Source organism: Nonomuraea terrae, assembly GCF_004348995.1.
Lineage (GTDB): Bacteria > Actinomycetota > Actinomycetes > Streptosporangiales > Streptosporangiaceae > Nonomuraea > Nonomuraea terrae.
In genome coordinates this window covers 20,849-31,888 of sequence record NZ_SMKQ01000090.1, presented here as the reverse complement: position 1 = coordinate 31,888, position 11,040 = coordinate 20,849, and the positions used below count along the sequence as shown (strand labels likewise).

At 71.7% G+C, this 11,040-nt stretch carries 14 protein-coding genes and 1 tRNA gene; 7 read left to right on the top strand and 8 right to left on the bottom strand.

The features are described 5' to 3' along the window. The 3 genes from E1286_RS25790 to E1286_RS25780 all read right to left on the bottom strand — a co-directional run. On the bottom strand, window positions 1-363 hold a 363-nt coding region (locus E1286_RS25790), incomplete at its 3' end, for a hypothetical protein (protein WP_132616283.1). 39 nt (window positions 364-402) lie between these two features. Further along, entirely contained in the window at window positions 403-2,199 is a 1,797-nt protein-coding gene (gene nhaA, locus E1286_RS25785) for a Na+/H+ antiporter NhaA (protein ID WP_132616281.1), read from the bottom strand. A 27-nt stretch (window positions 2,200-2,226) separates the two neighbouring features. Continuing rightward, entirely contained in the window at window positions 2,227-2,913 is a 687-nt protein-coding gene (locus E1286_RS25780) for a GAP family protein (protein ID WP_165969915.1), read from the bottom strand. 159 nt (window positions 2,914-3,072) lie between these two features. On the opposite strand from E1286_RS25780, the gene E1286_RS25775 reads away from it, so the two are divergent. After that, on the top strand, window positions 3,073-3,453 hold the full coding sequence (locus tag E1286_RS25775; protein ID WP_132616277.1) for a hypothetical protein: 381 nt from the start codon (window positions 3,073-3,075) through the stop codon (window positions 3,451-3,453). Here E1286_RS25775 and E1286_RS25770 read toward each other — a convergent pair. After that, the gene (locus tag E1286_RS25770) at window positions 3,429-3,923 is read right to left on the bottom strand and encodes a 2-thiouracil desulfurase family protein (protein ID WP_132616275.1); all 495 of its coding nucleotides are present in this window, start codon (window positions 3,921-3,923) and stop codon (window positions 3,429-3,431) included. The two genes, E1286_RS25775 and E1286_RS25770, sit on opposite strands and share 25 nt — an antisense overlap. A 163-nt stretch (window positions 3,924-4,086) precedes the next feature. Between E1286_RS25770 and E1286_RS25765 the strand changes: the two genes are divergently transcribed. The 5 genes from E1286_RS25765 (at window position 4,087) to E1286_RS25745 (ending at window position 7,684) form a co-directional block, all read left to right on the top strand. Further along, the gene (locus tag E1286_RS25765) at window positions 4,087-4,449 is read left to right on the top strand and encodes a hypothetical protein (protein WP_132616273.1); all 363 of its coding nucleotides are present in this window, start codon (window positions 4,087-4,089) and stop codon (window positions 4,447-4,449) included. Further along, on the top strand, window positions 4,446-4,823 hold the full coding sequence (locus E1286_RS25760) for a hypothetical protein (protein ID WP_132616271.1): 378 nt from the start codon (window positions 4,446-4,448) through the stop codon (window positions 4,821-4,823). The genes E1286_RS25765 and E1286_RS25760 overlap by 4 nt, the downstream gene beginning before the upstream one ends. 31 nt (window positions 4,824-4,854) lie before the next feature. Further along, window positions 4,855-5,481, top strand: coding sequence for an SRPBCC family protein (locus tag E1286_RS25755; protein ID WP_132616269.1), 627 nt, complete (start codon window positions 4,855-4,857; stop codon window positions 5,479-5,481). Window positions 5,482-5,629: 148 nt separating this feature from the next. After that, a complete protein-coding gene (locus E1286_RS25750; RefSeq protein ID WP_132616267.1) occupies window positions 5,630-6,844 on the top strand; it encodes a CynX/NimT family MFS transporter in 1,215 nt (404 codons plus the stop codon). A gap of 12 nt (window positions 6,845-6,856) precedes the next feature. Continuing rightward, entirely contained in the window at window positions 6,857-7,684 is an 828-nt protein-coding gene (locus E1286_RS25745; RefSeq protein WP_132616265.1) for an alanyl-tRNA editing protein, read from the top strand. Between the two features lie 6 nt (window positions 7,685-7,690). On the opposite strand, the gene E1286_RS25740 is transcribed toward E1286_RS25745, so the two are convergent. After that, window positions 7,691-8,581: an RNA polymerase sigma-70 factor gene (locus E1286_RS25740; protein WP_132616263.1), complete on the bottom strand. Its 891-nt coding sequence runs from the start codon at window positions 8,579-8,581 to the stop codon at window positions 7,691-7,693. Between the two features lie 75 nt (window positions 8,582-8,656). On the opposite strand from E1286_RS25740, the gene E1286_RS25735 reads away from it, so the two are divergent. Beyond that, window positions 8,657-8,729: transfer RNA gene (locus tag E1286_RS25735), tRNA-Ala, on the top strand. Between the two features lie 21 nt (window positions 8,730-8,750). Here E1286_RS25735 and E1286_RS25730 read toward each other — a convergent pair. The 3 genes from E1286_RS25730 to E1286_RS25720 form a co-directional block, all read right to left on the bottom strand. Further along, the gene (locus tag E1286_RS25730; protein WP_132616262.1) at window positions 8,751-9,254 is read right to left on the bottom strand and encodes a P-loop nucleotide/nucleoside kinase family protein; all 504 of its coding nucleotides are present in this window, start codon (window positions 9,252-9,254) and stop codon (window positions 8,751-8,753) included. Window positions 9,255-9,265: 11 nt separating this feature from the next. Further along, window positions 9,266-10,717: a pyridoxal-dependent decarboxylase gene (locus E1286_RS25725; protein ID WP_132616260.1), complete on the bottom strand. Its 1,452-nt coding sequence runs from the start codon at window positions 10,715-10,717 to the stop codon at window positions 9,266-9,268. Between the two features lie 111 nt (window positions 10,718-10,828). Next, a complete protein-coding gene (locus E1286_RS25720) occupies window positions 10,829-11,035 on the bottom strand; it encodes a DUF4236 domain-containing protein (RefSeq protein WP_132616258.1) in 207 nt (68 codons plus the stop codon). Between the last annotated feature and the right edge of the window lie 5 nt (window positions 11,036-11,040).

Below are 11,040 nucleotides of genomic sequence, written 5' to 3'. Positions count from 1 at the left end.
GGCCGAGTGGGCGGCGGGCTGGTGCCAGGACGGGGTCTCGGCGGGCGCCGAGGTGCGGCGGGCGACGACCGCCCAGATGAGCAACCCGAGCCCGGTCACCTTCAGGACGACGCTGATCAGGTTGACCACCAGCAACGCCACCGCGGAGCCCCCGCCCAGCGACGTGACCATCGCCGGGATCATGAGCTGGATCACGATCCCGAGCACCACCTCCAGCAGGAGGGTGATGCAGCCCGCCATGCCCAGGATCGCCGCCCGTCCGTGGTCGCGCCTGCGCAGTCCGGTCATGACGGCCCCGGCGATCAGCACGACGGCCAGGATGATCTGGGCGATCATCGAGATGATGAGGGATGCGGGGGACATCGAGCGACTCCAGCGGGTACGACGACGGACGCGACGACGCTACGGGGATTCGCGGATTTCTTCCAGCGCCCGGCTGATCGAATCCAGATCCAGGGCGCCCTGGTACCGCCGGCCGTTCAGGAAGAGGGTCGGGGTGCCGCGTACGCCGCTCTCGCGTCCCGACGTCTCGTCGAGCGCGACCCTTTCGACGTGGCGGGGCACGTCCCCCCAGGGGTCGACGGCGAGTTCGGCGGCGAAGTGCTCGAGGTCGGCGTCGGTGAGGAAGCGCTGGTTGTCGTAGAGGACGTCGTGCATCTCCCAGAAACGGTCCGCGTCGGCCGCGGCCTCGGCGACGATCGCCGCGGGGGCGGCCCGTGGGTGCAGGGTGCGCAGCGGGAAGTGCCGGAAGACCAGCCGCACGTCGGGGTTCTTCCTGATGATCTCCTCCAGGATCGGGTGGAGGCGCCCGCAGTAGGGGCATTCGAAGTCGGCGTACTCCACGATCGTCACCCGGGCCTTCGCGGGGCCGCGTACGTGGTCGCCGGGGCCGACCGGCACGGACAGGGTGTCAGGGAGCTCCTCGGCGGGCTCGGCGTCGGGCGGCGCGCAGACGCCGCCGCGGTCCCATGCCAGCTTGAAGATCACCCACCCCAGCGCGGCCGACAGCAGCGACCCGGCCAGGATGCCGATCTTCGCCTGGTCGTGCAGGACGGAGTCCTCGAAGGCCAGGTCGACGATGAACAGCGCCACGGTGAAGCCGATCCCGGACACGGCGGCCCCGCCCAGCAGTTGCCCCCATACGAGGTTGCCCGGCAGGGTCCCCCACCCGAGCCGCAGCGGCAGCCACGTGCCCAGCGAGATGCCGACGAACTTGCCGAGCAGCAGCCCCAGCGCCACGCCGATGGCGACCGGCGAGGTGGCCGCCGCCCGCAGGGTCTCGCCGTCGAGCCGCACCCCGGCGTTGGCCAGGGCGAAGATCGGCACGATCACGTAGCTGCTCCACGGGTGCAGCCGCAGCTGCAGCCGTTCGTTGACGGAGACGGCGCGCTGCACGCGGCGCGTGGCCTCGCGGGCGGCCCGGGCGCTCGGGGTGCTGGTGAACTCCTGGACGGCCTCCCCGGCCAGCAGCAGCTTGTGGTCGGTGGGCACGTACACAAAGACGAGGATGCCGAGCGCGATGCCGATCAGCGTCGGGTGGATGCCGCTCTGCAGGGTGGCCACCCACAGGGAGAAGCCGAGCACGATGTACGCGGGCGCCCGCCAGATCTTCAGCCACCGCAGGGTCACGATGGCGGCCAGCAGCAGCACGGCCAGGAGCAGCGCGGGGACGGACAGGCGATCGGTGTAGAAGATCGCGATGATCATGATCGCCAGCACGTCGTCCACGATGGCCAGCGTCAGCAGGAACGCCCGCAGCGGATCGGGGCAGCGCGCCCCGACCACGGCCAGCAGGCCGAGCACGAACGCGGTGTCGGTGGCGATCGGCACGCCCCACCCGCCGGCCGCCGGCCCGCCCGCGTTGAGCAGCAGGTAGACGCCGGCCGGGACCAGCATGCCGCCGAACGCCGCGACGGCCGGCACGGCGACCAGCCGGCGGTCGCGCAGCTGCCCGAGCCGGATCTCGTAGGAGACCTCCAGCCCGATGAGGAAGAAGAAGACGGTCATCAGGCCGTCGTTGACCCAGTGGCGCAGGTCGAGAGAGAACGCGGCGTCGCCGAAGGAGATCCCCATGGGCGTGTGCCAGAAGGCCTCGTACGTGTTGCCCCATGGTGAGTTCACCCACGCCAGGGCCAGCACCGTGGCGGCGAGCAGCACACTCGTGCTGCCGGCCTCCGTTCTCAGAAACGCCCGCAACATGACAGATCTCCCCCCGGAGATCTGATCCTAGGCGGGCTGGAAGAACAGGTAGAACGCCGCGTCGCGGGCCAGCAGGAAACCGACGATCGCCAGCGCCCATCCCGCGGCCGACACCGAGTGCTTGGTCAGCCAGTCGCGCAGCCGCTCCAGCCGCGGCTCCAGCCGCTTCCCGGCCGCCGCCCGCACCCCCATGATCACCAGAATGGGCAGGATCATGACCAGCACGTACGCCGCCAGCACGGGCAACCACTGCGCCGCCGTCAGCCCAGAGGTGGTCATCAGGCCGATCGCCGCGAGGTACGGGACCATCGTCGCCACCTCCACCACCCCGGCGGTCAGCCCGAGCGTCACCATCGTCGCCGGGCCGCCTGCCCGAGGCTGGAACGTGGTGGACTTGCCCCGTTTGGCGCGGCGCTTGGGGTCGAACCGGAAGCTCAGCACGAACAGCCCCACCCCGACGACGAGTTGCGCGATGTACCCGGGCCGGCTCTGCAACAGGTCGCCGAAGCTCTCCAGCGCCGTCGACAACCCGAGCATGAGCGCCACGCCCACCAGGAAGTAGAAGACCGTCACGGTGGCCAGGTAGACGAACAACCGCGGCGTCCGCGACCTGTCCATCGTCAGCATGAGCACCAGGGGGATGCCGAGGGTGCCGAAGCTGGTGCTGTCGACCAACGCCAGCGCTGCCAGGCCGAGGAGCAGTCCGATCGTCATACGGCAATCATCGTGATCAGGGTGGTGACCTGCCTCCTCCGGCGGACGGAACCTGGCGTACATCCTTCTTCCCATCAGGACGTCTACGGCGGACGGCGTAGCCGGGTGACCTCCCAGGAGACGACGACCCCGCACCCGCGGCGGTGGCACCGTGGGGCCATGGACGCACTCCGCCGCGCGCTCGGCGCCATCGCGTTGATCTGCGCGCTCTCTTTCGTGGCGTTCGCGCTGCTGCACTCCGGGGTCGCGCTCGGTCCGGTGCGTGAGCCGGTGATCGTGCCCGCCGTCGTCGTCGAGATCGTCTGCGCCGCCGCCGGGCTCACCGGCGCGTACGGCGCGCTGGCCCACCGCCGATGGGCCTGGGACGGCCTCCTGTACGGGTACGCCGTCGCCCTCGGCGGGGTGACGCTGGGAATCCTCGCGGTGGCCCTCGGCCCGGGGGAGCCCCGCGCGCTGCTCCTCTGGTATCACGGCACGACGGCGGCCCTGCTCGCCGGCGGCCTGACCGGGGCGTTCTACGTTTCGAGGGTGCGCAGGTAGGAGGCCGCCTCGGCGAGCCGGTCCTCGGTGAAGACGCGGATGCCGTGGCGTTCGAGCAGCGCCGTCGTGACACCCTGGCCCGGGGCGCGCCGCCCCGTGAACGTGCCGTCGTAGATCGACAGCGCGCCGCACGACGGGCTGCCCTCCTTGAGCACCGCCATCCGGACGCCGTGCGTGCGCGCCGCCGCGAGCGCCGCCCGCGCCCCCGCCAGGAACTCCTCCGTCACGTCGGCCCCGTCGGCGGTCAGCACGCGAGCCGCACCGTCGAGGACGGCCGCCCCGCCGGCGCCGCCCTCGATCTCGGCCGCGGGCCGGGGGACCGGCAGCCCGCCCGACACCTCCGGGCAGAACGACACCAGCCGCCCCTCCACCCGCCACCCGGCGAGGCAGGCGTCGGAGCTCGTCTTGGCGCGGCCGTCGTAGCGCACCTTGCGGCCGATCAGGCAGGCGCTGACGAGGATTTTCTGCACGTCTTCGATCCTATGAGCGTGACCGGCACCAGCGGGACGCCCGCCCCGGCCGACGCCATGATCGAGCCACGACGTACGCGGGGCGGGCGGGCTTCGAGCGCGGGCTCCGCCGGGTGCTGGACGGAATCGAGGGCGAGCCACCCGGGCGATAGCCTTGGCGGCGATGAACACCATCGTCTCCACGATCGTCATCGCCGGCGCGCTCGTGCTCATGCTGGCGAGCCTGATCGCCGCCTTCCGCAACCGGCCGATGGGCATGGTGCTGCTGGTCGGCTTCGCCGTGCTCGAACTCGCCGTGCTGGTGCAGGCGGGCTTCGTGATCGCGGCGGTGGCCGGCGGCGGCGGGCCCGCCGACAAGGTGACGCTGTTCGGCTACGTCGGCGGCCAGGTGCTGATCCCGCCTGCCGCGGTATTCCTGGCGCTGGCCGAGCGCAGCAGATGGGGCACGGCGATCCTCGCCGTCGCCGGGTTCGCGATCGCGGTCATGAACGGCCGGCTGCTGCAGATCTGGCAGGGCATGGCATGACCGCCCCCATCGGCTCAGGGCCGGGGCGTGCGCTGATCGCGGTCTACGGGCTGTTCTCCCTGGCCGCCGGGGCGCGGGCGGGCGTGCAGATCGCCATGAGGTTCGGCGAGGCGCCGCTGGCCTATTCGCTGTCGGCGTTCGCCGCGGCCGTCTACATCCTGCTCACCGTCGCGCTCTGGCGCGGCGCGCGGCGCCTCGCGCTCGCCGCGCTCGGCGTCGAGCTGGCCGGCGTGCTCATCGTCGGCACGCTCAGCCTGCTCGACCCGGCCGCCTTCCCCGACGCGACCGTCTGGTCCGGCTACGGTCAGGGCTACCTGTTCATCCCGCTCGTGCTGCCGCTCGTGGGCCTGTACTGGCTGCTGCGCAGGCGTTAACGCCCGCAGCGCCCGGGCAGGGGCTCATCACATGAGCACGATCGAGCACTCAGAAGACGTCAGGGTCCCCATCAGGGTGGCCTACAACCAGTGGACGCAGTTCGAGAGCTTCCCGGAGTTCATGGAAGGCGTCGAGTCCGTCAAGCAACTGAGCGACACGCGTACGGCGTGGGTGGCGGAGATCGCCGGCGTCAGGCGCGAGTTCGAGGCCGAGATCACCGAGCAGCACCCGGACGAGCGGGTCTCGTGGCGCAGCCTCGACAAACCCCGCCAGTCGGGCGTGGTGACGTTCCACCGGATCGACGACGGCACCACCAGGGTGACCCTCCAGATGGAGTACGACCCTGAGGGCATCGCCGAGACGGCCGCCGACTGGCTCCAACTCGTCCGCATGCGGGTCGTCGGGGACATGAAGCGGTTCAAGCAGTTCATCGAGTCGCGCGGCGGCGAGACCGGCGCGTGGCGCGGCGACGTGCCCGGACCGCACCAGCGCGACGACGTGCCGGGGTCGCACCAGCGCGGCTCCACGTACGGCGGTGACCAGCCTGTTCCGCCCGGCACGGTGGGCGGCGACCAGCCGCCGGGCGGCACGCTGCCGCCTCCTGGGCCGATGCCCCCTGGCGGGGAGCCGCCGCAGGGCCCGCGACCCGTCCTGTGACGCGGTTTTCCGACGAGACCCCCGCCCCGTGGGCGGGGGTCTCGTCGTCTGTGCGGGGCCGGGGGATTTGACAGCGGATCGGAATAAACCTAAGTTTCCGGCCTGTTACTGATTCATCCCATGATTCGATGAGTAGAGGATTGCCTGAATGAGTGCGCTGGTCCCCGAGTCCCGAGGCAGACCCGGCTCCCTGGCCTGGCTTGTCGTCCTGGGGATCGTCCTTGCGGCGCTCAACCTGCGTACCGGCGTCACCAGCGTCGGGCCGGTGCTCGACGAGATCGCCCGGACGCTCGGCATGTCGAGCGTCGGCACCGGACTGCTGACCACGTTGCCCGTGCTGGCCTTCGCCGGCGTGGGCGCGGTCACCCCGGGGCTGTCGCGGCGCTTGGGCGAGCACCGGCTGCTGCTGCTCGCCCTGGTCACGCTGGGCGTGGGGCTGCTGGTCAGGGTGCTGGTCGACTCGGCCGCGGTGTTCCTGGTGAGCAGCGCGGTCGCGCTGTCCGGCGGCGCCGTCGGCAACGTGCTCATCCCGACGCTGATCAAGCGTCACTTCCCGGCCCGTACCGGGATCATGACCACCGTCTACACCACGGCCCTCGCGGTGGGCACCATGCTGGCCGCCGCGGCCACCGTGCCGATCGAGAACGTGTCAGGCGACTGGCACGTCGCGCTCGGGGTGTGGGCGGCCCTGGCCGCCGTCGCCGCCATTCCGTGGCTTGCGCTGTTGCGCAGTGAGCCGGAGCGGGACACGGGCGGCCGGGACGAGGGCATCCGCGGCCTGCTGGGAAGCCCGCTGGCCTGGACGATCGCGATCTACTTCGGCACCCAGTCGATGATCGCTTACATCATGTTCGGCTGGCTCGCCACCATGCTCGGCGACCTCGGGTACGACAGCGCGCAGGCCGGGCTGATCGTCGGGATCTTCACCGCGCTGAACATCCCCGTCTCGATGTTCGTGCCCTCGGTGGCCGGCCGCTTCCGCGACCAGCGGCCGGTCGTGGTGGGACTGGTCGCGTTCTACGTGATCGGGTTCGCCGGGCTCTGGGCCGGGCCGGCGTCGCTGGCGCTGGTCTGGGTGGCGTTCGTGGCGGTCGGCATGGGGTCGTTCCCGCTGGCGCTGATGATGCTCGGGCTGCGCACGCGGACGCCGGAGACCACGGCCGCGCTGTCGGCGTTCGGCCAGAGTGCCGGCTACCTCATCGCCGGCGCCGGGCCGCTGCTGGTGGGCGTGCTGCACGACGCGACCGGCGGGTGGGCGCTGCCGTTCACGCTGATCTTCGTGGTGATCGCCGCGCAGCTCGTCACCGGCCTGTACGCCGGCCGAGACCGCTACCTGGAGGACGAGCGGCGCGCCGGGCGCTGAGACAATTCCCCGATGGAATCCACGCTCGTCACCTTTCCCGAAGGCCGCACCAGCGGCCGCTCCCCGATCGTCGGGGCCGTGCCGGTGGGGGAGCGGCACGGCCTCGTCGTCGCCGAGACGCCGTTCCACCCCCTCGACCACACCTGGCCCGACCAGCCCGCCGACCGCGGCACGATCGGCGGCCTGCCGGTCGCCGACTGCGTGACCGGCGCCCGCTCGGCCGACGGAGAGGTCCTCATCGGTGAGGCCATCCCGGTGCGGCGGGGCGCCGAGGGATGGCAGTGGCTCGTCGTCCACGTGACGGAGACCCCGCTGCCCGTGGGCGCCGAGGTCGACCTGGAGGTCGACGCGGGCTTCCGGGCGGCGCTCTCGGCCGGTCACACCGCCTGCCACCTCGCCGCGCTCGCCCTCAACGCGGCCCTGGCCGGCCGCTGGCGCAAGGAGACGAGGACCGACGCGCTCGGGCATCCCGACTTCGACCAGGCCGCGATCACGTCCTCGCGGATCAGCCCGTACGGCAGCGTCGACGTCTACCGGCTGGGCAAGTCGCTGCGCAAGAAGGGCTTCGCGGCCGACGACCTGGACCCGGCGAAGGTCGCCCACGAGGTGAACGACCTGCTGCAGGCGTGGGCCGACGCGGACGCGCCGGTCCGCGTCGAGGTGCCGGGGCCGGAGCTGACGGCCCGCCGCACGTGGCACTGCTCGCTGCCGGACGGCGAGGCGTCCATCCCGTGCGGCGGCACCCACGTCAGGCACACGTCCGAACTGGGCCGGGTCGAGGTCGCCCTGACCCTGGACGATGCCGCCCTCACCATGCGCACCACCTGCGGACGCGGCTGACCCGCGTCAGGCGGTGGCGAGGTGAGCCAGTTTGTCGGGGTTGGCGATGAGGTAGATCGTGGTGATCCTGCCGTCCGACACCAGCAGCGAGAGCAGCGTGATCACCTGGTCGCCGGCCGAGATCACCACCGCCGGGGCGCCGTTGACCTGCGCCACCTCGAACGCCAGGTCCGGGACCTCGGCCAGGCCGATCGAGGCCATGAAACGCGCCATCTCCCTCGGCCTGGTGATCGAGGTCAGGAAACGGCCGACGTGGTCGGCGCCCGTGATGACGCGCAACGGCGCGCGCGCCTTGCCGCCGCCGTCGCTCACGATCGCCACGTCGTCGGCCAGCAACCGGATCAGCCCGTCCAGGTCCCCGGCCCCGGCCGCGTCGATGAACCGCTCGGTGATCCGCCGGCGTTCGCCCCGGTCGACCTCGAAGCGCGGCCGTTTGTCGCGTACGTGCTCGCGCGCCCGCCGGGCGAGCTGCCGGGTGGCAGCCTCCGACCGGCCGATGATCTCCCCGATCTCCGCGAACGGCAGGTCGAACGCCTCCCGTAACACGAACACGGCCCGCTCCAGCGGCGACAGCGTCTCCAGCACCACCAGCAGCGCCAGCTCCACGGAGTCGGCCAGCTCGGCGTGCTCGGCCACGTCGGGCTCCGTGCCGATCGGCTCGGGCAGCCACGGCCCGATGTACGACTCCCGCCGGGACTTCGCCCACCGTAGCCGGTCGATCGCCAGCCGCGTGGTCACCCTGACCAGGTACGCCTTGGGGTCGTTGACGTCCGCCTCGTCCACCCCCGACCAGCGCAGCCACGCCTCCTGGACGACGTCCTCGGCGTCGGAGACGCTCCCCAGGATCCGGTACGCGACACCCACCAGCAGGCCGCGGTGCTCCTCGAAGGTCGACATAAAACCTAAGACGTATCACGAACGCTCCGGCGTGACACGGGGGCTCCGGAACCCCTGTACACTTGTTGATCGCAAGGGGCTATGGCGCAGTTGGTAGCGCGCCTCCATGGCATGGAGGAGGTCTGGGGTTCGAATCCCCATAGCTCCACTCCTTGTTCCACAAGGCACCTCACCTCTCGTGGTGAGGTGCCTCTTCGTTTTCCGGCCGGTCGTAGCGCGACAGCTCGGCGTCGTCCGGTGGCTCGAAGATCGCGGCGCCCTGTTCGAGCATGGCGCGGGTGATCGGCACCGTGCCCCACCCATGGCGCGCCTCCACGCGGCGCCACAGCTCGTCCAGCGGGGCCGTGAGGTAGTGGAGCTCGACGGCCGCCCCCATCGCGCGGGCGGCCAGGCGCAGCTCCTCGCGCTCGGACCGCGCCCAGAAGCCGTACTCCAGGATGACCGTCTGGCCGAGCCGCAGCAGGTCGCGGGCGTGCCGCCAGAGCTGCTTCTCCAGCCGGTCGCGGGCGGCCTCGTCGTGCGGGTCGAGGCCGAGGTGCGCCAGCCACTCGTCCGGGCAGAGCCGCACGGCGGCGCGCTCGGCGGCCAGGCGGCGGGCCAGCGTGGTCTTGCCCGCGCCGGGCAGGCCGCAGATCAGGATCAGCCGTCCGGGACGGCGGGCCGGCCCGTTCACGGTGGGCCCGTTCACTGACGGGTGGCGGCGAGGGCGGCGTGTTCCTCCCGAATCCGGTCCCAGGCGGACTTCACATGGTGGTGTTCCGTGGCGACGCCGCCGACGGCCATGCGCAGCACCACGCGGCCGGCGATCTTCGTGTGGGTCAGGTAGAGGGAGCCGCCGGCGTTGAGCCGGTCCATCAGCCACGTCGTGGCACGATCCGCCTCGTCCGGGGGCATCCCTGGCCACAGGGGGCGGAAGCACACCAGGCCGAGGGGATGCGGCTCGTGCACCTCGAAGCCGGGCTCGGCGGAGATCCACGAGGCCAGCTCCTGCGCCAGCGCGACGCCCGAGCGGATGTGCGCGCGCAGGCCCTCGGCGCCGTACCAGCGGATGACCGACCACAGCTTCAGCGCGCGGAAGCGGCGGCCGAGCGGCACCTGCCAGTCTCGGTAGTCCACGACCGAGCCGGAGGAGGTGGCCGCGTTCCTGAGGTAGTCGGGCAGGATCGACAACGCGCCCAGCAGCGGAGCGCGGTCCGCCGTCCAGAGCACGGTGCAGTCGAAGTTGGTCAGCAGCCATTTGTGCGGGTTCGTGGCGTAGGAGTCCGCGTAGGCGGCCACGCCGTCGTTGATCCACCGGAACTCGGGGCAGACCGCCGCGACCCCGGCGTACGCGGCGTCCACGTGCAGCCAGACGCCGCGCTCGCGGCACACGTCGCCGATGGCGGCCACCGGGTCGATGGCCGTGGTCGAGGTGGTGCCCACGGTCGCGCACACCATCGCCGGCACGGCGCCCGCCGCCTCGTCGCGCTCCAGCAGTGTCCGCAGGTGGGCGGGGTCCATGGCCATCGTGCGCGGGTCGACGTCCACGACGCGTACGCCCGCCGCGCCCAGGCCCGCGATCCGCGCGGCCTTCTCCAGTGACGAGTGCGTCTGCGACGACACATAGAGGGTGTAGCGGCGGTCGATCCCCTCGGACGCCACCCGGCCGCCGCCGGCCCGGTGCAGCGCCGCCAGCAGCGCCACCAGACAGGCGCTCGACGCGGAGTCCTGGATGACGCCGCCGCCGCGCCCGTCGGTGCGGAAGTGGTCGGGCAGGCCCAGCAGGTCGGCCAGCCAGTCCACCACCACGGTCTCCAGCTCCGTGCACGCCGGGCTCGTGATCCAGAGCATCCCCTGCACGCCGAGCCCGCTCGACAGCAGGTCGCCCAGGATGGACGGGCCGCTGGCGTTGGACGGGAAATAGGCGAAGAAACCCGGATGCTGCCAGTGCGTCACGCCGGGCAGCAGGACGCGCTCCACGTCCGCCAGGACGGCCTCGAACGGCTCGCCGTGCTCGGGCGGCCGCTCCGGCACGGCGCGCCGGATCTCACCCGGCTCCACCTGGGACATCACGGGACGGGACTCGATGCCGGCGAGATAGTCGGCGATCCAGTCCACCACCTGCTTGCCGTGGCGGCGGAACTCTTCGGGGGTCATGTGACGGCTCATCCGTTCACTTTCCCCGCATCTCGAAAGGGTGAAAAGGGACGGGCCGGAGGTTTTCGCCTCCGACCCGTCTATCTCAAGCGGTCGAAGGACCGCCGAAGGTCAGTAGTGGCGCGGGTAGCCCCTGCTCTTGCCGAACGTCTTGCCGATGTGGAAGCCGCCGGGCAGGCGCACGCTCACGTGACGGCGGCCGTCGGGATAGGTCGAGACGTGGAAGCGCCGGTTGCCGTAGCTGTGGCCGACCCCGTGCCGCGACAGGTTGATCCGGAACGGCCCGACTTTGATTGACTTCCGGTAGTGCCAGCCCATGTCAC